The following is a 20,701-nucleotide window of genomic DNA, read 5'->3' as shown; positions in this document are numbered from 1 at the left end:
GGCGCGCTCCGCGCTCATCCGATGCAACCGGCGACTTCTTTCAAGCCCTTGACGTGCCATGCCTCCCGCCGGCGGGTGCCGACGCGCGCATCGCAAAGGGCGCCTCGATGAGCGCCGGCCGCAACGCATTCAGTCGCCGCGCCATGCTGGCGGCCGGGCTGGCGGGCGCCATGCCGCTGCGCGCGGCCGCGGCGCAGCCGCAGCTGACGGTGGCGGCCTTCCCGCGCATCGACGAGATCGTCAAGGCCGCCGTGGCCGGCCCCTGGGCCCAGCGGCATCCGGATGTGCCGGTGCAGGTGGTGAGCCGCAGCTACAAGGACCACCACACCGCGATGACGACCGCGCTATCCACCTCGGTGGGGCTGCCGGATGTCATGGCACTGGAATCGCGCTATCTCGGCAACTTCGCGCTCGGCGCCGGGCTGGAGAACCTGTCGAGCGAGCCCTTTGGAGCCGACCGCTTCGCCTCGGGCTTCGTGCCCTTCGCCTGGCGCCAGGCGCACGGCCTGCACGGCGAACTGAGGGCGCTGCCCACCGACATCGGCCCCGGCACCCTGCTGTACCGCGTCGACCTGCTGGCCAAGGCCGGCCTGGCCGAGGCCGACCTCACCAGCTCGTGGGAGGCGTATGTCGAGGCGGGAGTACGCCTGAAAAAGGCCACCGGCGCCTACCTCATCGGCAGCGTGCAGTCGCTCAAGGACATCCTGGTCCGCGCGGTCGCCCAGGGCGAGGGCCTGTACTTCGACGCCGAATCACGCCCGCTGGTCACCTCGCCGCGCTTCGTGCGCGCCTTCGAGCTCTGCAAGCGGGTGCGCCAGCATGGGCTGGACGCACGGGTGACGGCCTGGACCAACGAATGGGCCGAGGGCTTCAAGCGCGGCCAGGTGGCCACCGACCTGCGCGGCTGCTGGATGGTGGGCCAGATGTCGAACTGGGTGGCGCCCAACACCAAGGGCCTGTGGCGCGCCGCTCAGCTGCCGGGCAACACCTACGCGGCCTTCGGTGGCACCTTCTACACCCTGCCGCGCAGGGCCGCGGCGCAGAACAAGGCACTGGCCTGGGAGTTTCTGCAGCTGCTCACGCTGGACCCGGCCCTGCAGCTGGCGGCCTTCAAGTCGGAGGACGCCTTCCCCGCGCTGCAGGCCACCTATGAGGACCCGTTCTTCGAGCAGCCCCTGCCCTTCCTCGGTGGGCAGCGTGCCCGCGTGCTGTGGCGCGATGCCGCGCGCAAGATCGCGGTGCCCGGCATCCACAAGCAGAACGCCTTCGGCGACGAAGTGATCAACACCGAGCTGGACAACGTGATCGACCGTGGCAAGCCCATCGCCCAGGCCCTGGCCGACGCGCAGCGCCTGCTCGAAAAACGCGCCCACCGCTGAAGAGCCACGCCATGCGATTGCCCCCCCTCCTGTCGCCCCGCTGGGCGCCCTATGTGTTCCTCAGCCCCTTTCTGGTGCTGTTCCTGGTGTTCGCGCTGTTCCCGCTGGCGTTTTCGCTGTACCTGGCGTTCCAGTCCTGGGAGCCCACCAGCGGCCTGGGTGCGATGGAGTTCGTGGGCTGGGGCAACTTCTCGTTCGCGCTGCAGGACGACTGGTTCTGGAAGTCGCTGCGCAACACCGTCTGGCTGGCCATCGTCTCGGGCGCACCGCAGCACCTGGTGGCGATTCCGCTGGCGGTGTTCGTCCACCGCTCGTTCAAGCGCCTGCGTGACGGGCTGACCGGCGCCTACTTCCTGCCCTACATCACGTCGACGGTCGCGATCGCGCTGCTGTTCAGCGCGCTCTTCTCCACCGACTACGGCCTCATCAACGCGGGCCTGCGCCCGCTCGGCCTGCCCAACATCGACTGGCTCAACCAGCCCGAGGCGCTGCAGCCGGCGATCGCACTGCTGGTGTTCTGGCGCTACCTGGGTTTCAACCTGGTGCTGTACCTGGCCGCGCTGCAGACCATCCCCAAGGACCTGTACGAAGCCGCCACGCTGGACGGCGCCGGCGCGTGGAGCCAGTTCTGGCACATCACGCTGCCGGGCATCCGGCCGATGGTGTATTTCGGGGTGACGCTCAGCGTGATCGGCGGGCTGCAGTTGTTCGAGGAGCCCTTCATCCTCACCGGCGGCTCCGACCGCCCGATCGGTGGCCCCGACCAGTCCGGCATGACCTCGGCGTTGTACCTCTACCGCATGGCCTTCGACTTCAATGACTTCGGCGGTGCCAGCGCCATGGCCTGGCTGTTGATGGCGGTGGTGGCGCTGCTCACCTGGGCGACCAACCGCGCGTTCAAGGAAAGGGGCCCGCAATGAGCGCCGCCCGGCCGCCCGAAGGCGCTCGCACCGCAGTGCGTAGCGCGGAGGTTACCCAATGAGCACGCCGGAGCCGCTGCAGGCGCCGCTTCGGCGCGATGCCGCACCGCGCCAGGGCAAGTACATGGACCGCCAGCCGATGTCCACCTGGGCGGCTTATGCGCTGGTGGGCGTGGGGGCGTTGTTCATGCTGGCGCCCTTCTACCTGATGTTCGTGTTTGCCACCCACACCCGCAGCGAGATCTTCGACCTGCCGCCGCCGCTGTGGTTCGGCAACGACCTGGCGGGCAACCTGAAGATCCTGACCGGCCTGCTGCCGTTCTGGCGCAACGTGGGCTGGAGCCTCTATGTGGCGCTGATGTCCACCGCGCTCACCCTGCTGTTCTGCTCTATGGCCGGTTACGCCTTTGCGTTGATGGAGTTCCGCTTCAAGAAGGCGATCTTCGCGCTGGTGATGGCCACCATGCTGATGCCCTCGTTCATGAAGATGATCCCCACCTTCCTGATCATGGACGCGCTGGGCTGGATCGACACCCATCGCGCGCTCTACGTGCCGGGCGCGGCCAGCGCCTTCGGCATCTTCCTGATGCGGCAGTACGCCAGCACCGCGGTGCCGCGCGAGCTGATGGAGGCTGCGCGCATGGACGGCTGCGGCGAGCTGGGCATCTACTGGCACATCGTGCTGCCGCTGCTCAAGCCCGCGCTGGGCACGCTGGGGCTCATCACCTTCATCTCTTCCTGGAACAACTTCATCGACCCGCTGGTGGTGATGCGCAGCGTGGGCAACTACACGCTGCCGCTGGCGCTGCGCAGCATGCAGAGCACCACCAACACCGAGTGGGGTGCGCTGATGGCGGGCTCGGCCATCGCCACCCTGCCGCTGCTCGTGCTCTTTGCCATCGCTTCGCGCCAGCTGATCGCCGGCCTCACCGCCGGCGCCGTGAAGTAAGCGCTTCTGCCCTCCCCCGACACCATGCCTTCACCGAACGACCTGCACCTCCGATTCCCGCCCGGCTTCCGCTGGGGCGTGGCCACCAGCGCCTTCCAGATCGAGGGCGCCGCCTTCGAGGACGGGCGCGGTGAGTCGATCTGGGACCGCTTCTGCCACCAGCCGGGCGCCATCGCCGATGGCAGCCATGGCGACGTGGCCTGCGACCACTACCACCGCTGGGAGAGCGACCTGGACCTCATCGCCTCGCTGGGCGTCACCAGCTACCGCTTCTCGGTGTCGTGGCCGCGTGTGCTGCCCACTGGCAGCGGCGCCTGGAACCCCAAGGGCATGGCCTTCTACGAGCGCCTGGTGGACGGCCTGCTCGCGCGCGGCATCGAGCCCTGCCTCACCCTGAACCACTGGGACTTGCCGCAAGCCCTCCAGGAGCGGGGCGGCTGGGCGGCGCGCGACACGATGCACCGCTTCGTGGACTACGCGCGCGGCGTGCAACGCCACCTGGGCGACCGGGTGCGCATGATCACCACCCACAACGAGCCCTGGGTGATCGCCATCCTCGGCCATGAGTTCGGCACCTTCGCCCCGGGCATCAAGAGCCGCAAGACCGCCTACCAGGTGGCCCACCACCTGCTGGTGAGCCATGGCCTTGCATTGGAGGCAATGAGGGCCGACGGTGCCAAGGCGCCGCTGGGCATCGTGCTCAACCTGGCACACACCGAGCCCGCCACCTCGTCGGCCGCCGACGCCGCCCGGGTGGAGCTGGACGAGGCCATGGGCCGGCGCTGGTATACCGACGCGCTCTTCAAGGGCCGCTATCCGCAGCTTGCGCTCGACGAACTGGGGGCGGACGCGCCGCGGGTGGAAGCGGGCGACATGGCGCACATCGCCACGCCGATGGACTACCTGGGCATCAACTACTACTCGCGCCACGTGGCCAGCGCGGACAACTCCTTCGATGCCAAGAAGAGCGGCCTGCCGCTCACCGCCATGGGCTGGGAAATCTATCCACGCGGCCTCACCGGCGTGCTGACCACGCTGCACCATGAATACGAGCTGCCGCCGGTCTACATCACCGAAAACGGCGCGGCCTTCGATGACCACATGGACGGCGGCAAGGTGCACGACGCGGACCGCATCGACTACCTGCGCGGCCACATCGGCGCGGTGGCCGACGCCATGGAGCGCGGCGTGCCGGTGGCCGGCTACATGGTGTGGAGCCTGATGGACAACTTTGAATGGGCCAGTGGCTATGCCAAGCGCTTTGGCATCGTGCACGTGGACTACGCCACCCAGCAGCGCGCGCCCAAGGACAGCGGGCTGTGGTACCGCGACCTCGTGCGCGCCTGCAGGGAACGGAGCTCCACATGAGTGCCTTGAATGCCAGCCCCGTGCGGGAACACGGCGCGTCGCACGGCCTGAGCCTGCGCGGTGTGCGCAAGCGCTTCGGCGATGTGGAAGTGATCGCCGGCGTGGACCTGGCCGTGCGCGACGGCGAGTTCCTGGTCTTCGTGGGGCCGTCGGGCTGCGGCAAGTCCACGCTGCTGCGCATGATCGCGGGTCTGGAAGAGATCAGCGAAGGCGAACTGCTGATCGACGGAAAGCGCGCCAACGAGGTGCGGCCAGCCGAACGCGGCGCCGCCATGGTGTTCCAGAGTTATGCGCTGTACCCGCACATGACGGTGGCGGACAACATGGGTTTCGCGCTGCGCATGGCCGGCACGCCCCGCGCCGAGCGCACGCAGCAGGTGCAGCGCGCGGCCGAGGCGCTGCGCATCACCGAGTTGCTGGGGCGCTACCCGCGCGAGCTGTCCGGCGGCCAGCGCCAGCGCGTGGCCATCGGCCGCGCCATCGTGCGCAAGCCCAAAGTCTTTTTGTTCGACGAGCCCTTGTCCAATCTGGACGCTGCCCTGCGCGTGAACATGCGCATCGAGCTGGCGCGGCTGCACCAGGAGCTGGGCACCACCATGGTCTACGTCACCCACGACCAGGTCGAGGCCATGACCCTGGGTGACCGCATCGCGGTGTTCAACCGCGGCCGCATCGAGCAGCTCGGCGCACCGCTGGAGCTGTACCAGCGGCCGGCCAACGAGTTCGTGGCCGCCTTCCTCGGCGCACCGCGCATCAACTTCGTGGACCGGCCCACCGCCGGCGCAGCACCGGCCCACACGGCGCTGTGGCAGGCGCTGCTGCCCAGCGCCACCGAGGCCGTGCGGCGTGCCGGCATCCGGCCGGAGCACCTGCGCCTGGTGCCCGCGGGCCAGGGCGTGCCGGCCAGCGTGGTGCTGGCCGAGCACCTCGGTGATTCGGCGATCGTGCACCTGCGCATCGAGGGCGTGAGCGAGCTGCTGCACGCCAAGGTGGGCGCGGGCGAGGCCGCCCTCGCGGCTGGCGAGGCCGTTGGCCTGCAGGCCCAGACCGGCGCCACGCTGGCTTTCGACGCCGATGGCCGTCGCGTTCCTTGAGGTTATTCCCCATGCCCCTGTTTTCCCAGCTTCGGCGAGCCTTCGCCTGGCCCACCACCTGCGTGATGCCGCTGGCCGGCGCCCTGGGTGCCGCCCTGCCCTGGCCGGCGGGCGCGGCCGACACCTTCGCGCCACCGCCCGGGTACCAGCTGGTGTGGGCCGACGAGTTCAACGCTGATGGCCTGCCCGACCCCGCCAAGTGGGTCTACGACACCGCCCGCAACAAGCAGGGCTGGCACAACGAGGAGCTGCAGTACTACTCCGCCCGCGGCCCGCAGAACGCGGTGGTGCGCAACGGCCGCCTGGTGATCACGGCGCGCAAGGAAACGCGCAGCACCGCGCCCGACTGGGGCGGCCAACGCTACACCTCGGCGCGCCTGAACACCCAGGGCAAGGCAGCCTGGACCTATGGCTTCTTCGAGGTGAGCGCCAAGCTGCCCTGCGGCAAGGGCACCTGGCCGGCGATCTGGATGCTGGGCAGCGGCGGGCGCTGGCCCGAGGACGGCGAGCTCGACATCATGGAACACGTGGGCAGCAATCCCACGCAGGTGCTGAGCACGGTGCACACCACCGCCGGCCATGGCGGCCATGCGGTGGGTGGCACGCTGCGCCTGCCCGACGCCTGCAGCGGCTTCCACCGCTACCAGATGCACTGGACCGCCGACGAGGTGGTCTTCGGCGTGGACGGTTTTGCCTTCCTGCGCTATCCGCGGCTGGACGCGGGCGAGCGGGCCTGGCCCTTCAACAAGCCGCAGTTCCTGCTGCTCAACCTGGCGATCGGTGGCGCGCTCGGCGGGCCGGTGGACGACACGATCTTCCCGCTGCAGATGGAAGTGGACTACGTGCGCATCTACCAGGCGCCGCCCGCGGCGGCCCGCTGAAGGGCGGCGCTGCGGTCGTTGTTCAGAGCAGCTCCAGCGCCATCGCGGTGGCTTCGCCGCCGCCGATGCACAAGGAGGCCACGCCGCGCTTGAGGCCCCGTTGGCGCAAGGCGCCCAGCAGGGTGACCACGATGCGTGCGCCGGAGGCGCCGATCGGGTGGCCGAGCGCGCAAGCGCCGCCGTGCACGTTCATCTGCTCGATGCCGAGCTTGAACTCGTGCATCACCGCCATGGGCACGGCCGCGAAGGCCTCGTTCACTTCCCACAGGTCCACCTCGCCGGAGCTCCAGCCGGCGCGGTCCAGCAGCTTGTGGATGGCGCCGATGGGCGCGGTGGTGAACCAGCGCGGCTCCTGCGCGTGCACCGAATGCGCCACGATGCGCGCCAGCGGCGCCAGGCTCTGGCGTTGTGCATCACTCTCGCGCATCAGCACCAGCGCGGCCGCGCCATCGGCATTGCTCGATGAGCTGGCGGCGGTGATGCGGCCGTCCTCGCGGAAGGCGGGCTTGAGGCTGGGGATCTTGTCGACCTTGAGCTTGAAGGGCCGCTCATCGCGCGACATCAGCACGCTGCCGGCTCCGCCCTTGAGCGGCACCGGCGCGATCTCCCACTCGAAACTGCCGTCCTCGTTGGCGCGCTGTGAGCGCTCCACCGAGGCGATGGCGAAACGGTCCATCGCCTCGCGGCTGAAGCCGTAGCGCAGCGCACACTCCTCGCCGAACAGGCCCATCGGCTTGCCGGGCTCGTAGGCATCTTCCAGGCCGTCGTAGGCCATGTGGTCCAGCAAAGAGGTGCTGCCGGCCTTCACGCCCTTGCGGATGTGCGCCAGGTGCGGCGCGTTGCTCATGCTCTCCATGCCGCCGGCCACCAGCACGTCGGCGCTGCCGGCCAGCAGCATGTCGTGCGCGAACATCGCCGCGCGCATGCCCGCGCCGCACACCTTGCTGAGCGTGACCGCGCCGGTCGCGTCGGGCAGGCCGGCGCGGCGTGCGGCCTGGCGGGCGGGCGCCTGGCCCTGGCCGGCCATCAGGCAGTTGCCCATCAGCACCTCGTCGATGCTGTCGCGCGGCACGCCGGCGCGCTGCACCGCGGCGGCAATCGCGGCTGCACCCAGCTCCCACGCAGGCAGGCCGGCGAGATCGCCCAGCAAGCCGCCCAGCGGCGTGCGGGCGGCGGACACGATGACGACACGTTCAGGCATGTGCGGTTCTCCCGGGCTTCGATACCTGCCATTGGAGGGGAGAACCGCGCCGCGCTACAGTGTCCGTTCAGACACTTTTCAGGCGATTCCGGCCATGCATGATTTTGTGGTGCTTTTGGCACCCGGCGCCCATGCCACCAGCGTGGCGGCGACGCTGGACATCCTGGATGCGGCGCGCCACATGGCAAGCCGCCTCGGCCAGCCCGGCCCGCGCTGGACCGTGGTGTCGGCCACCGGCGGCAGCGTGCCGCTGAGCAACGGCCTGAGCATCACCACCCAACCGCTGCCGCGCCGCCTGCCGCCCGGTCGGCCCACCTGGGTGGTGCCCGGCCTGGGCATGACAGGGGGGCGCCAGGCCGCAGCCCTGCTGGCCGAGCCCGGCACCCAGGCCGCCATCGGCTGGCTGCAACGCGCCGCAGCACAGGGCAGCACGATCGCGGCCTCGTGTTCGGGCGTGCTGGTGCTGGCGCACGCGGGGCTGCTGCAGGGCCGGCGCGCCACCATCTCCTGGTGGCTGGCGGCGCTGCTGCGGCGCATGGCGCCCGCGTGCCAGGTCGACGAGATGCGCATGGTGATCGAGGACGGGCCGGTGATCACCGCCGGCGCCGCCTTTGCGCAGATCGACCTGATGCTGTGGCTGTTGCGGCGTCAGTTCGGCCAGGGCTTGAGCGAAGCGGTGGCCCGCGTGCTGCTGATCGACGGCCGCCAGCTGCAAAGCCCGTACATCGACCAGACCATGGTCAACGCCGGGCACCAGCTGCTGGCGCGCATCGAGGCCCGGGTGCGCGCCACCCTGCCGCAAGCGCCCACGGTGCAGGCGCTGGCCGATGCGCTGGCGATGTCGCCGCGCACGCTGTCGCGCCAGGTGCGGCTGGCCACCGGGCGCTCTCCGCTGGCGCTGATCCAGTCGGTGCGGCTGGCGTGCGCGCGTGCGCTGCTCGAGGGCAGCGGGCTGTCGGTGGAGGAAGTGGCCCACCGCGTGGGCTATGGCGACGCCACCGCGCTGCGCCGCCTGATGAAGAAGTCCTACGGCGCTACGCCCCGGCAGATGCGTCCGGGCGCGGCCCAGCCGCAGCAGGCGATGGCGCGGCCTGCGCGCCGCGCCGCGGTGCCGGCCGCATCGCGACCCAGAGCGCGGCCATCATCAGCACCAGCCCGAGCGCCTGTGCAGGCGTGAATCGGCGCCCGTACACCATCGCGTCCATGGCGACCGCGGTGATGGGGTAGACGAACTGCAGCACCGCCACCTGGCCAGCGCCCAGCCGCGCCATGCCGGCATAGAGCAGCACGTAGGCCAGCCCGGTGTGCAGCACCCCCAGCCCGGCGAGCCAGCCCCACGCCGGGCCCATCGGCGGCAGGCCTTCGCGCAGCGGCCACCAGGCCAGCGCCACGGTGCCTACGCCACACTGCCACCAGGCCATCGCCAGCGCGCTGCCGCCTTCCACCGACACCGCCTTGGCGAGCAGCACGACGAGGGCATAGCTGAAGGCCCCGCCCAGGCACATCGCCAGGCCGGCGACGCTGGCAGTCGAGCCACTGGCACCTCCTGCGGAGGCCGCCCCTGCCGCCAGGACCAGGCCGATCAGCGCCACCGCAGCTGCAGCCCACTGCGTGCGACGCACCGGCTCGCGCCACCACCAGGCCGCCAGCGCCATGACGATGAAGGGCTGCACGTGGAACACCACGGTGGCCAGGGCGATCGACGTACGCTGGATGGCCGAGAAGAACAAGGCCCAGTTCAGCAGCATCAGCAGGGCGCCGGCCACCGCCGCTCGCAACGCGCGGGGCGACAACCGTATGTCGCGCCAGCGCCCCGCCAGGCCAAGTGCTGCGCTGAGCGCCAGCCAGCCAAACGCGCAGCGAAACCACACGGCGGTGAGCGGGTGCTGCCCCGCTTCTTCCAGAAACACGCCGAGCGTGCCGAGCAGCAGGCCGCCGGCGAGCATGCAGAGCAGGCCGTGGGCGGCGGTTGAGCGAGAAGGGGTGCGCATGCCGTGATGCTGGCCGCGGGTTTGCCATGCGACAAGCGGATGTTTCGCGATCCATCCATTCGATATTCGAATAGAGTATTCAGATACACCTCGGAGACGTTCACTTCATGGCCACCCAGACCGACCTGCAACTCGACTGGCTGCGAGCCTTCGTGGCCGTGGTGGATGCCGGCTCCTTGTCGGCAGCCGCACCGCTGGTGCATCGATCGCAGTCCGCGGTGAGCATGCAGCTGCTCAAGCTGGAGCAGGCGGTTGGGCAGCCGGTGTTGTCGCGCGGGCCGCGCCACCTGGCACTCACCCTGGCTGGCCAGGAGCTGCTGCCCCATGCGCGCAAGCTGCTGGAGGTGCATGGCCAGGCGGTGGCCGCGCTGCGCGAGCCGCAGTTGAGCGGCCAGGTGCGCCTGGGCGTGCCGGACGACTATGCGGCCACCTACCTCACGCCGGTGCTGCGCCAGTTTGCCGCCCGGCACGGCAGCGTGGAGATCGTGCTGGATTGCGAACAGTCCACCGCATTGGTGCCGCGCGTGAGCCGGGGCGAGATCGACGTCGCGCTGGTGTCGCGCGACAAGCCCGGGCGCGGTGTGCTGCTGTTCCATGAGCCGCTGGTGTGGGTGGCGGCCGCCAACTTCGAACTCTGGCACCGCGACCCGCTGCCGGTGGCGGTGTACGAACCCGGCAGCCAGGCCCGCAAGGGCGCGCTGCAGGCACTGAAGGCCGCAGGGCGGCGCTTCCGGGTGGTGGTGAACACACCCAGCCTCGCAGGGCAACTCGCCGCCGTGGAGAGCGGCGTGGCCGTGGGCGTCCTCACCCGCTGCAGCGTGCCGCCCTCCCTGCTGGTGCTGGATCACAAGGCCGGCCTGCCGGCGCTACCCGCGATGGCCGTGGCGGTGCTGCGCAGCCGCGCGTCCAGGGGCCACGCTGCAGTGGACGCGTTGCACGAGCTGATGATCCGCACGCTGCGGCGGCCGCAGTGAGGCTGGGGATTGGTTGCAACGTTGCCCCAGCGGTCCGCGTGCGCAGCGCCGGGCGACGCGAGCGGAACGCGGGTGGACATGATCCCTAGGTGCGGCGACACCTCTTGCGGAGATCGGGTTAGCTCCATAAGTGGGCAAGCGCTTTACAGTTCGCTGTGTCTCACACAGGAGAGCGCTATGTTGAAAGTCGGCTCGTCGTTTCTGCCTGCGCTGCTTGTATTGTTCGCCAGCGGGGCGTGGGCGCAGGCGGGGGTTAGGCCCGAAGGGGCGGCCTCCCAGCGGTCTTCAATGCCAAAGGTTGGGGAGCCAGCGTCTGGTGCTTCCGGAGTACCCACCCGGTGGGACGGCTTGGCTCCGGCAGTGTTGGAGAAGCAGCGTAAAGATATCCAACGCTCGAACAGCCCAACGTTTCCGCCTGAGCGTCAGTGAGCCTAAAGCGGTGGGAGCCCTCCACCGAGCGGACATGCCCCGGCAAGCCGAGTCATGCCCGTTCGTACCCATCGTTAGGCATCGCCATGGCCCTTTCGCGCAACCGCCGATGAGTTCCACTGCCACGCTCCATCTCCTGTGCGGGAAAGCCGGCGCAGGCAAGTCCACTCTTGCGGCCGCACTGGCCGCGGAGCACAAGGCGATCCTCATCGCCGAAGACATCTGGCTCATCCGCCTCTACGGGCCGATGAAGTCGTTTGACGACTACCGGCTCTATTCGCAGCGAGCCAAGACGGTGGTCGGTCCCCTCGTCATTGACCTGTTGCGCCTGGGCCAGACCGTGGTGCTCGACTACCCCGCGAACACCAAAGCCTCGCGAGCATGGCTTCGTTCGCTGTTTGAATCGGCCGGTGCTGCGCATGTGCTGCACTTTTTGGACACGCCGGATCCGCTTTGCCTCAGACGCATGGGCAAGCGGAACATTGAACGGCCGGAGGGCTCGTATCACCTCACGCAGGCCGACTTCGACCATGTCTCTTCGCTGTTCGAGCCGCCCGCAGACGACGAGGGTTTCAAGATGGAGATCCACGCTGCGGCTGAGAGCAGCGGCGCCGCATAGCCCCTTGCAGCATGGCCGTCACGCTGACCCTCAGCCGGGCCAGCGGGATCGTCTGGGGCAGGCGGTGTTCGCCGGAAGTTGACGCCCTGCCGCGAACGCAGGCATGATGCGCCCCATGCGTCCGCAGATGCCCACCATCATCATTACCACCACGACCGCTCAGTGCGGGACGTGGAGGTGAGCCAGCGCATCCAGTAGACGCTTCACCCCCCAGGCCCCGCCAGCGATGGACGGGGCCTTGTTGTTTCTCCGCTCCGCCGCCGGCTCACAACGGAGAAACCCATGCAGCACCTTCCTTCCCCTGACGCCACGCCTGCGCCGCGACCGCCGCTGCGGGTGGGCTTGCTCGGCATCGGCGTCGTCGGCTCCGGCACCGCCCGTGTGCTGGTGCGCAATCGCGAGCTGATCGCGGGCCGTGCCGGGCGCACCATCGACCTGCTGATGGTCGCTGCGCGCAACCTGCCGCGTGCGCGGGCGCTGGTCGGCCCGGATGTGGAAGTGCTGGCCGACGCGATGCGCGTGGTGCGGCATCCGCAGATCGATGTGGTGGTGGAAGCCATCGGCGGCTGCACCGTGGCGCGCGAACTGGTGCTCGAGGCCATCGCCCACGGCAAGCACGTGGTCACCGCCAACAAGGCCCTGCTCTCCGAACATGGCTGCGAGATCTTCGCGGCGGCGCAGGCGCGCGGCGTGATGGTCGCCTTTGAAGGCGCGGTGGCGGTGAGCATCCCGATCGTCAAGGCCCTGCGCGAAGGGCTGGCGGCCAACCGGGTGGAAAGCGTGGCCGGCATCGTCAACGGCACCAGCAATTTCGTGCTCACAAAGATGCGTGGTCGCGGCCTGTCGTTCGACAAAGCGCTGCACGAGGCGCAGCGCCTGGGTTATGCGGAGGCCGACCCGGCTTTCGACGTGGACGGCATCGACGCGGCCCACAAATTGGTGCTGCTGGCCAGCATCGCCTTCGGAACGCCGGTGCGGCTGGACGCAGTGCACGTCGAGGGCATCCGTGCGCTGCAGGCCGAGGACCACCACCATGCAGAGCAGCTGGGCTACCGCATCAAGCTGCTGGCGGTGGCACGCCGCCATGCCGAGGGCCTGGAACTGCGCGTGCAACCGACCCTGCTGCCCGCGAGCACGCTGCTGGCGCAGGTGGATGGCGCGATGAACGGCGTGATGGTGCACAGCGACGCGGCCGGCGTCACCTTCTACTACGGCGCGGGGGCCGGCTCGGAGCAGACCGCTTCGGCGGTGATTGCGGACCTGGTGGACGTGGCGCGGCTGGCGGATGCGCTGCCGGTGCAGCGCGTGCCGGCCCTCGGGCGCCAGCTCCATGTGATGGCGGCGGTGCCGGCGCTGCAGGTGGACGAGCTGCCCACCCGCAATTACCTGCGCCTGCCGGTTGACGACGCCGCAGCAACACTGCCGGCTGCCCTGCGCGCCTTCTCGGAGCACGACATCACGGTGCTGGCCCACCGCGAGACGGCGGGCGAGGCGCCTCACGCCGGCGCGCTGGCGTTCATCACCGGCGAGGCCACCCCGCTGCAGCTTCGGCCGGTATTGGCGGCGCTGGAAGGCCTGCCAGGGGTGCGCGGGCCGGTGGTTCGCCTGTGCGTGCAGCCGCTGTCGTGACTGCCGCGCTCCTCACGGCCGCCGCTCGGCGCTCAGGCGCCCAGCAGGTGCAACACCAGGTGCCGGCTGTGCCCGCGGCGCCGGTGCTCCCAGAGGTACAGGCCCTGCCAGGTGCCCAGTGCCAGGCGGCCGTCGACCAGCGGCACGCTGAGCTGCACCGTGGTGAGCGCGGTGCGCACATGGGCGGGCATGTCGTCCGGGCCTTCGGCGGTGTGTTCGAACAGCGGGTCGCCATCGGGCACCAGCCGGGTGAAGAAGCGCTCCAGGTCGGCCTGCACATCGGGGTCGGCGTTCTCCTGCACCAGCAGGCTGGCGGAGGTGTGCTGCAGCCACAGCGTCAACAGCCCGGTCTGCAGGCCTTGCGCTTCAGCCCAGCGCCGCACCTCGGGTGTGATCTCGCTCAGCCCTCGGCCGCGGGTGGTGAAGGTGAGCGTGGTGGTGTGTTGCTGCAGCATCGCAAAACGCAAGGCTCAGGCCGGGCGGGCCAGCCACACGACCCGGCGTGGCTTCACCCGTTCTTGAACAGCCCGCGTTCCTTCATGCGGATCAGGCGCGAGCGCGGCGCCGAACGGTGCGCCATCCCACCCAGCCCGGCCGTGCCGGCATCGGCCTCCTCGCGGGCGTGGACCGCCTCGTCGCCGTCGTGCAGCGGCGCCTGCTCCATCAGGGTCGGGATGGGCCCGCCACTGTGGCCCATGCTGGTGTCCACGACGTCCACCAGCACCGGCAGCTGCGCGGCAGCGGCAGCCAGTTCGTTGGGCGGCACCAGCGGGGGCAGTGCCTCGGGTGGCATGGCGCTGATGCCCAGGTCCACGAAGTCGGCCGACGCCGCCGCTGCGGGCGCAGGCGGGCGCGCCGCCGCGGCGCGGGCCGGCTTGGGGGCCGCACGCGGTGTGCTGCGCGGCGCGGGGACGGGTTTGGCTGCCGCCGGCTTGACCGCCGGGGCTGGTGGCGGGCTGGCCACCACCGCGGGGCTCAGGGGCGCCGGCACGCCGGGCACGGCCGGCAGCTGCGCCGCCGCGAACCCATGGATGCGCACCGTCTCCCACACCAGGCCGGTGGCAGCGAGCTGGCGCACCCGCTCGCCGCGGGCGGCGGAGCGGGTGATGAACACCAACTGGGCATAGAGCTCGGGGTAGACATCGCTGTCGATGTCCAGCTCCAGGCGCAGCACAGCCATCGGATGCGCGTGCGTCAGCCGGCGGCGAGCGCCTCGCCGATCATCTGGAAGCCACGCACGTTGGCCGCCATGGACTCCGGCATGATGAACACCGGAATGGCGGGGAAGCGCTTGACCAGCACGTCGCGGTAGCGCTCCGGATGGCCGCCCACCAGCACGATCAGGTCCACGATCTCATGCGCGTCGCGCAGGCCGTCGACCATGCGGTTGATCGAGTCCTCGATCACGCTCATGATCACCGGCTCATAGCGGTTGAGGTCGTGCGCCACGCCGCTCAGCTTGACCGGCGTCTTCTTGCGCAGCGCCTCGTTGATGCGCGGCAGCACGGCGGGGCCCAGCGGGCGGCCGACGTCGGAGCCCAGCGACTCCACCACCGAGCGCACCACGCGGTGGCGGCCGGCGTCGGAGGCCGCGCCGCTGGCGCGCGGGTTGATGGTGCCCTGCTGGATCAGCAGCCAGTCCAGCGTGTGCTCGCCGGGGTCGATCATCAGCACGGCCAGGTCGTCCAGCTCCTCGCCGGAATTCAGCGGCTTGAGCGCACCGCCAGTGCTGGTGATCACGCGGTTGAGTTCGTCCAGGTGGTCGTCCAGCGCCGCATAGCCGCCCATGGGCTGCGCCTGCACGATCACCTTGCGCACGGTGATCTTCTTGCCGTCACCGATGTCGATTTCGTTTTCGTAGGTGGCGCGCAGGTAGTCGCGCCGCTTGGCGTCGTTGTACTGGTTCACCGGCAGGCCCAGCACCAGCACGTCGATGACGGTGTCGCCGGCTTCAGCCATGTAGCGCAGCGCGCCCTTGGTGAGCGCTTCGTAGATCGCGCCGCGGTAGAACTCGTCGGTCACGTCGCGGCCGAAGCTGCCGCCCGCCTGGGCCAGGCCCACGTCACGGCCCACTTCGTAGAGCGCGCCGTTGACCGGCACGTCGAAGGTGTCGCGCCGGCGGGTGCCCAGCGTGCGCACGGCGCTGGCATCGGCCGGGATCGCCATCGAAGGGAAGCTGATGAACTGCACGCCGTCACCGGCGGGCACCGAGAGCTTGACGAGGCCGAAGCCGACGTCGATGGCGCGCACCACGGGCGTGCTGGACTCGGTGGGTTCCTTTTCGGCGCGAGCGACTTCGCGCAGCTTCGGCGTGTTGGATTGGGCCATGGGCATCTCTTTGAAGTGGCGGGGGAAACGTGGGCCGCAGTGCGGTGCACCTCCGGCAAGCCTAGCGGGTCGCGTGTGCAGCCCGTCGGCGGGGCCGGGAGTGCATGCAACCGGATGTGGCAGCCGCAATGCAGTGTAGGGCCGCAGCTTCGTTGCGGCCAAGGCGGGTTAGTTCCGTGGAAGCGGCGCGCCCGACAACTGCGGCACAGCGGCACCGCCGTACATCTGGTTTCATCTGGGACGCGAGAGGAGCGACGCCGCGGCGAACGCGGGCCCGCCGGGCCGCAGGGCTCAAGCCGCGCGCTTGAGCAGCCCGCGCACCGCATCGGCAAACCGCTCCGGCGCCTCGGCCACGCTCAGGTGGGCGGCGTGCTCAAGCAGCTGCAGCTGGGCGCCGGCGATGCGCTCGGCGATCGCCCGGTTCATCTCCGGCGGCGTGCCGGTGTCGCGGCCGCCGGCGATCACCAGGGCGGGCACCTTGATGCTGCTCAAACCGTCCAGCCAGTCGACCGCCCGCACCGCATGGCAGCAGGCCACATAGCCGGCCGGGTCGCAGCGCAGCAGGCGCTCGCGCAGGGCCTGGGCAAAGGCCGGTTCGCGCTGGCGCATGTCCTCGCTCAGGTAGCGCTCCACCACCGTGTCCACGATGCCCGCCATGCCCTGCTGCTGCACGGTGGCGATGCGCTGGGTCCAGCCCAGCTGGGCCTCGTCGGGGTAGCGCGCGGTGGTGTTGGCCAGCACCAGGCCGCGCACCAGCTCCGGGTGGCGGATGGCAAAACCCTGGCCCACCATGCCGCCCATGGACAGGCCGATGAACACCACCGGCCCGCGGCCCCATTCGCGCACCAGCCGGGCCACGTCGTCCACCATCTCGTCCAGCGTGGCGGGCTCGCGCTGGGGCGCCGAGCCGCCATGGCCGCGCTGGTCATAGCGCAGCACGGGATGGTGTTCGCCCAGCGTGTCGGCCAGCTCGTCCCACATGCCCAGGTCGAGGCCGAGCGCGTGGCTCATCACGATGGGCACGCCGTGCTCCGCGCCCTGCAGCGCCACGCGAAGCTGCGGCTGGCTGAACGTGTGGTGCACCTGCACCCGGCGGCCGGCCACCAGCGGCGCCGGTTCCAGCGTGACGTGTTCGGCCTTGAGGATCTCCTGCGTGATCTTGAAGGCGGTGTTGGCCGCCGGCACGCCGCAGTAGATGGCGCCCTGCATCAGGGTTTCCTTGATCGCCTCCAGCGGCACGCCGCCGCGCACCGCGGCACGGCAGTGCAGCTCGAATTCCTCCCAGCGCGCCAGGCCCATGGTCATGGCCAGCACCAGCAGGCGGCGGGTCTGGCGGTCCAGGCCGGGGCGGCCCCACACGTCGTGCCAGGCGTAACGGGTGATGAAGGCCTGAAAGTCGGCGTTGAAGCTGTTGGCACCGGCGGTGGACCGGGTGACCCAGTCCTCGCCCAGCACCTCGCGCCGGTTCTTCAGGCCGCGGTCGAAATCGTCGTCTCGGGATGTCGTCATGGCAGTTGTGTGGAGTTCAGGGCAGCCAGGCGCGCCAGGGCTGGCGGGCGGCCAACGCGGCGGCCTGGGGGCGCAGGCGCTGCAGCAATTCGTCGGCCCGCTGGCCCGCGCCGGCGGCGGCTTCGTCGAGATCGGTGCCTGGGGCGAGGGCATCGCCCAGCAAGGCCAGGTTGTGGCGCATGCGGGCCGTGTCCACCTGCAGGCCTGCCGCTGCATCGGCCAGCGCCTTGAGCGCGCCGTGCGCCGACAGCAGCAGGCCGGTCCATTCGGCGAGCTCCGCCTGCCAGTTGCCCAGGCCGCGCTCATGTTCCTGCGGCATGGCCTGCAGCAGCGCGGCCACGCGCTGGGGCGCACGCTGGGCGGCTGCCAAGCCCGCCATGGCCGCCACCGGATTGCGCTTGTGGGGCATGGCGGTGGAGCCGCCGCGGCCTGCTTCGCTCGGCTCGGCCAGTTCGGCCACTTCGGCCTGGCCCATCAGCGACCAGTCGCGCGCCAGCTTGCCGAGCGAGCCGCACAACACGCCGAGTTCGCAGGCCAGCCGCACCCAGTCGTCGCGCTGGGTGTGCCAGGCGCCGTGCGGCTCGGGCAGGCCCAACAAGGCGGCCGTGCGGCGCGCCACCGCCGGGCCAGCCTGCCCCATCGCGGCCAGCGTGCCCACGCCCCCCCCCAGCTGCAGCTGCAGCGCCCGCTGCCCGGCCTCATGCAGGCGGGCCTGGGCACGCAGAAGGGGTTGCAGCCACTGCGCGATCTTGAAGCCGAAGCTGGTGACGGCCGCCGGCTGCATCAGCGTGCGGGCGAGCATCGGTGTCGTGATGTGTGCATCGGCCAGCCGCAACAGTGCGCCGGCCAGCGAGGAGAGATCCCGGTCGATCAGGGCCAGCGCGCGGCGGGTGCACAGCACCATCGCGGTGTCGATCACGTCCTGGCTGGTGCTGCCGTGGTGGGCGCGCCTGGCGGCCTCGGGGTCCGCCTGCGCCACGCACGCCTTGAGCTGCTGCACCAGCGGGATGGCCAGGCTGCCGGCGCGTCCGCTGGCGGCCAGCAGGGCCGGCACGTCCAGCTGCTCCACCCGGCAGGCCCCCGCGATGGTGGCCGCCTGCGCGTCGGTGAGCAGGCCTTCGCCGGCCTGCGCCCGCGCCAGTGCGGCCTCGAAGTCCAGCATCGCCTGCACGACGCCGGCCTCGCTGAACACGCCCAGCATCTCGGGCGTGGACAGGAACTGCTCGAACACGGTGGCAGACATCAGCCGGGCACCGGGTTCACCATGCTCAAGCGATGCTCAATGCTTGGCAGCGGCACGCTCGGCATGCCATTCCACCAGGCGGCGCATCAGGCCCATGGAGACCTGCTGCGCATGGATGAGCCCGAGGATGCCGTTGCGGTGCAGCTCCACCACCTTGGCGTCGGGCAGTTCGGCGAGCTTCTTCTCGTCAATGGCGAGGAAGCCGTCCACTGCCATCTTCTGCCCGTCCGGCAGGGTGGCATCGAAGCGCATGTCCTGCAGCAGGCCTTCATCGCGCAGCACGCCGCAGAACAGGCGCGTGCGGTGCACTTCCTGTTCGAAGTTCTCGACGAAGTTCTGCACGTTCTTCAGCAGCTGCGTCGGCTCGCCGCTGGCTTCGAACAGCGGGTCGCCTTCGGTCTCGGACCAGCCGTCCCAGGCGCGGTCGATGCAGATGGCCATCTGGTCCGGGCCCACCGACGCCATGCCGAAGGGATAACGGCGCAGGAACGCGGGCATGTAGCTGGTGCGCCAACGCCCGCCCGGCTGCAGGTAGAGGTTGTCGTTCTGCGAGATGCCCAGCACGGCCATGGGCGCGATGTGGTCCTTGCCGGTGGCTTCGTCCTTGCCTGCGCGCACGAACACGATCGGGTACTCGCGGCACACGTCGGCGAATTCGATGGCGGCCACGAAGACCGCGTTCATGCCGGCGGTGGGCGTCAGGTCGGTGAAGCCGTGGCGCATGCGCAGCGACTTGTGCTGCACGCGGTCCAGCGCGAGCACGTTCTTGTAAAGGGCTTCGACGATCATGTCTCTCGTTCTCCAACGTCTTGGCTGCGCTGCACCAGCACTTTGTCGACACGCTTGCCGTCCAGGTCCACGACCTCGAACGTCCAGCCCTCCCATTCCACCTTGTCGGCGGTGTGGGGCAGGCGGCCCAGCAGCAGCATGATCATGCCGGCCAGCGTGTTGTAGCGCCCTCGGTCTTCCTCGGGCAGGTCTTTCAGGTCGAGCCGGTCCTTCAGCTCGGGCACGGGGATCAGGCCGTCCAGCAGCCAGCTGCCGTCGTCGCGCTGCACGGCCCAGGCATCCTCGTCGCTGGGTGTGGCGAACTCGCCGGTGATGGCTTCCAGCACGTCACGCACCGTGATCACGCCCTGCACCTCGCCGTATTCGTCCACCACGAACACCAGCTCGGCGCCCGAGGCGCGGAAGTGGTCCAGCAGCTCCATGCCGGACAGGGTTTCGGGCACGAACACCGGGGGCTTGAGCCGGTCGGTGAGCGCGGGCGTCTCGCCGCTGGCCAGCGGCTGCAGCAGGTCCTGCGCGGCCACCACGCCGAGCACGTCGTCCAGCCCGCCGCGGCACACCGGGTAGCGCGAGCGGCCGCATTCGGCAATCGTCTTCAGCACATCGACGAACGGGTCGGCCACGTCCAGCCACACCACGTCGGCGCGCGGGATCATCATCGAGCCCACCTGCCGGTCGTCCAGCCGGAACACGTTGCGCACCATCTGGTGCTCCTGGGCTTCGATGACGCCGGCGTCCACGCCCTCCTCCAGGCTGGCGGCGATCTCTTCTTCCGTCACCGACCGGTCCGGCCCGCCACGGATGCCCAGCACGCGCAGCGAGGCCTCGGTGCACACCGTGAGCAGCCGCACGAAGGGCCGGGCGATCAGCGAGAGCCATTCCATCGGCCGCGACACCAGGCGCGCGACCGTTTCCGGGTACATCTGGCCCACGCGCTTGGGCACGAGCTCGCCGAAGATGATGGTGAGGAAGGTGATGAACATCACCACCAGCGCGGTGCCGCTGATCTCGGCCACGCGGTGCGACACACGGAAGCTGTCTTCCATCCAGCGCGCCACCGGGCCGGAGAAGGCCGATTCGCCGACGATGCCGTTGAGCACGCCGATGGAGGTGATGCCGATCTGCACGGTGGACAGGAACTTGGTCGGGTTGTCGTGCAGGTCGATGGCAGCCTGCACGCCCGATTCGCCGCTTTCCAGCATGACCTGCAAGCGCGCCTTGCGGCTGGCGGTGAGCGCCATTTCCGACATGGCGAACAGGCCGTTCAGGAGGATGAGGAAGGCGAGTAGGGCGACGTCCATGCGGCGAGAGCGGTGCGCGCAGCGGCACCACCCCCAGGGGGCGAAGGGTTGCGAGCGTAGCAGAATCACCGGCATGAACCCCTCAGGATTAGCGCGC

General features: G+C 70.1%; 18 protein-coding genes and 1 pseudogene. 10 read left to right on the top strand and 9 right to left on the bottom strand.

The window, feature by feature from the left end; translation table 11 throughout:
- Positions 1-107 precede the first annotated feature (107 nt).
- From VPH43_RS17580 to VPH43_RS17555, 6 genes are read left to right on the top strand one after another with little or no spacing between them, the layout of a single operon-like run.
- The gene (locus tag VPH43_RS17580; RefSeq protein ID WP_328579037.1) at positions 108-1,379 is read left to right on the top strand and encodes an ABC transporter substrate-binding protein; all 1,272 of its coding nucleotides are present in this window, start codon (positions 108-110) and stop codon (positions 1,377-1,379) included.
- An 11-nt stretch (positions 1,380-1,390) separates the two neighbouring features.
- Positions 1,391-2,299, top strand: coding sequence for a carbohydrate ABC transporter permease (locus VPH43_RS17575; RefSeq protein WP_328579036.1), 909 nt, complete (start codon positions 1,391-1,393; stop codon positions 2,297-2,299).
- Between the two features lie 58 nt (positions 2,300-2,357).
- The gene (locus VPH43_RS17570; protein WP_328579035.1) at positions 2,358-3,248 is read left to right on the top strand and encodes a carbohydrate ABC transporter permease; all 891 of its coding nucleotides are present in this window, start codon (positions 2,358-2,360) and stop codon (positions 3,246-3,248) included.
- A gap of 24 nt (positions 3,249-3,272) precedes the next feature.
- A complete protein-coding gene (locus VPH43_RS17565; protein ID WP_328579034.1) occupies positions 3,273-4,616 on the top strand; it encodes a GH1 family beta-glucosidase in 1,344 nt (447 codons plus the stop codon).
- Complete coding sequence (locus VPH43_RS17560) at positions 4,613-5,710, top strand: ABC transporter ATP-binding protein (RefSeq protein ID WP_328579033.1); 1,098 nt, start codon at positions 4,613-4,615, stop codon at positions 5,708-5,710. Before VPH43_RS17565 ends, VPH43_RS17560 begins: the two co-directional genes overlap by 4 nt.
- 11 nt (positions 5,711-5,721) lie before the next feature.
- Positions 5,722-6,591: a glycoside hydrolase family 16 protein gene (locus tag VPH43_RS17555; RefSeq protein WP_328579032.1), complete on the top strand. Its 870-nt coding sequence runs from the start codon at positions 5,722-5,724 to the stop codon at positions 6,589-6,591.
- 22 nt (positions 6,592-6,613) lie between these two features.
- On the opposite strand, the gene VPH43_RS17550 is transcribed toward VPH43_RS17555, so the two are convergent.
- Positions 6,614-7,792 carry an acetyl-CoA C-acyltransferase gene (locus VPH43_RS17550; RefSeq protein WP_328579031.1) on the bottom strand — a complete coding sequence of 393 codons (1,179 nt, stop codon included), beginning with the start codon at positions 7,790-7,792 and terminating at the stop codon, positions 6,614-6,616.
- A gap of 109 nt (positions 7,793-7,901) precedes the next feature.
- Here VPH43_RS17550 and VPH43_RS17545 point away from each other — a divergent pair, with 109 nt between their 5' ends.
- Positions 7,902-8,969: a GlxA family transcriptional regulator gene (locus tag VPH43_RS17545; protein ID WP_328579030.1), complete on the top strand. Its 1,068-nt coding sequence runs from the start codon at positions 7,902-7,904 to the stop codon at positions 8,967-8,969.
- Positions 8,970-8,973: 4 nt separating this feature from the next.
- On the opposite strand, the pseudogene VPH43_RS17540 reads toward VPH43_RS17545, so the two are convergent.
- Positions 8,974-9,738, bottom strand: a pseudogene (locus tag VPH43_RS17540) (DMT family transporter); the annotation flags it as partial.
- A 152-nt stretch (positions 9,739-9,890) separates the two neighbouring features.
- Here VPH43_RS17540 and VPH43_RS17535 point away from each other — a divergent pair.
- The 3 genes from VPH43_RS17535 to VPH43_RS17525 all read left to right on the top strand — a co-directional run bounded on the left by VPH43_RS17535 (position 9,891) and on the right by VPH43_RS17525 (position 13,434).
- Positions 9,891-10,757, top strand: coding sequence for a LysR family transcriptional regulator (locus tag VPH43_RS17535; protein ID WP_328579029.1), 867 nt, complete (start codon positions 9,891-9,893; stop codon positions 10,755-10,757).
- Positions 10,758-11,295: 538 nt separating this feature from the next.
- Positions 11,296-11,805 (top strand): AAA family ATPase, encoded by a 510-nt coding sequence (locus VPH43_RS17530; protein WP_328579028.1) that lies wholly within the window; start codon positions 11,296-11,298, stop codon positions 11,803-11,805.
- Between the two features lie 282 nt (positions 11,806-12,087).
- A complete protein-coding gene (locus VPH43_RS17525) occupies positions 12,088-13,434 on the top strand; it encodes a homoserine dehydrogenase (protein WP_328579027.1) in 1,347 nt (448 codons plus the stop codon).
- A gap of 32 nt (positions 13,435-13,466) precedes the next feature.
- On the opposite strand, the gene VPH43_RS17520 is transcribed toward VPH43_RS17525, so the two are convergent.
- The 7 genes from VPH43_RS17520 to VPH43_RS17490 form a co-directional block, all read right to left on the bottom strand.
- Positions 13,467-13,886: a secondary thiamine-phosphate synthase enzyme YjbQ gene (locus tag VPH43_RS17520; RefSeq protein ID WP_442909312.1), complete on the bottom strand. Its 420-nt coding sequence runs from the start codon at positions 13,884-13,886 to the stop codon at positions 13,467-13,469.
- Positions 13,887-13,942: 56 nt separating this feature from the next.
- Positions 13,943-14,614: a hypothetical protein gene (locus VPH43_RS17515; RefSeq protein WP_328579025.1), complete on the bottom strand. Its 672-nt coding sequence runs from the start codon at positions 14,612-14,614 to the stop codon at positions 13,943-13,945.
- A 14-nt stretch (positions 14,615-14,628) separates the two neighbouring features.
- Positions 14,629-15,762, bottom strand: a complete 1,134-nt coding sequence (locus VPH43_RS17510) for a hypothetical protein (RefSeq protein WP_328579024.1) — start codon at positions 15,760-15,762, stop codon at positions 14,629-14,631.
- Between the two features lie 291 nt (positions 15,763-16,053).
- Positions 16,054-17,271 (bottom strand): bifunctional 4-carboxymuconolactone decarboxylase/3-oxoadipate enol-lactonase PcaCD, encoded by a 1,218-nt coding sequence (pcaCD, locus tag VPH43_RS17505; RefSeq protein ID WP_328579023.1) that lies wholly within the window; start codon positions 17,269-17,271, stop codon positions 16,054-16,056.
- Between the two features lie 16 nt (positions 17,272-17,287).
- Complete coding sequence (locus VPH43_RS17500; RefSeq protein ID WP_328579022.1) at positions 17,288-18,514, bottom strand: lyase family protein; 1,227 nt, start codon at positions 18,512-18,514, stop codon at positions 17,288-17,290.
- Positions 18,515-18,550: 36 nt separating this feature from the next.
- Positions 18,551-19,303 carry a SapC family protein gene (locus tag VPH43_RS17495; RefSeq protein ID WP_328579021.1) on the bottom strand — a complete coding sequence of 251 codons (753 nt, stop codon included), beginning with the start codon at positions 19,301-19,303 and terminating at the stop codon, positions 18,551-18,553.
- Positions 19,300-20,604: a hemolysin family protein gene (locus VPH43_RS17490; protein WP_328579020.1), complete on the bottom strand. Its 1,305-nt coding sequence runs from the start codon at positions 20,602-20,604 to the stop codon at positions 19,300-19,302. The genes VPH43_RS17495 and VPH43_RS17490 overlap by 4 nt, the downstream gene beginning before the upstream one ends.
- Between the last annotated feature and the right edge of the window lie 97 nt (positions 20,605-20,701).

Source organism: Ideonella sp. BN130291 (assembly GCF_036231905.1).
GTDB lineage: Bacteria > Pseudomonadota > Gammaproteobacteria > Burkholderiales > Burkholderiaceae_C > CAMLIZ01.
Note: the sequence above shows the minus strand (reverse complement) of the source record. Positions and strands in the feature narration are given on the sequence as shown.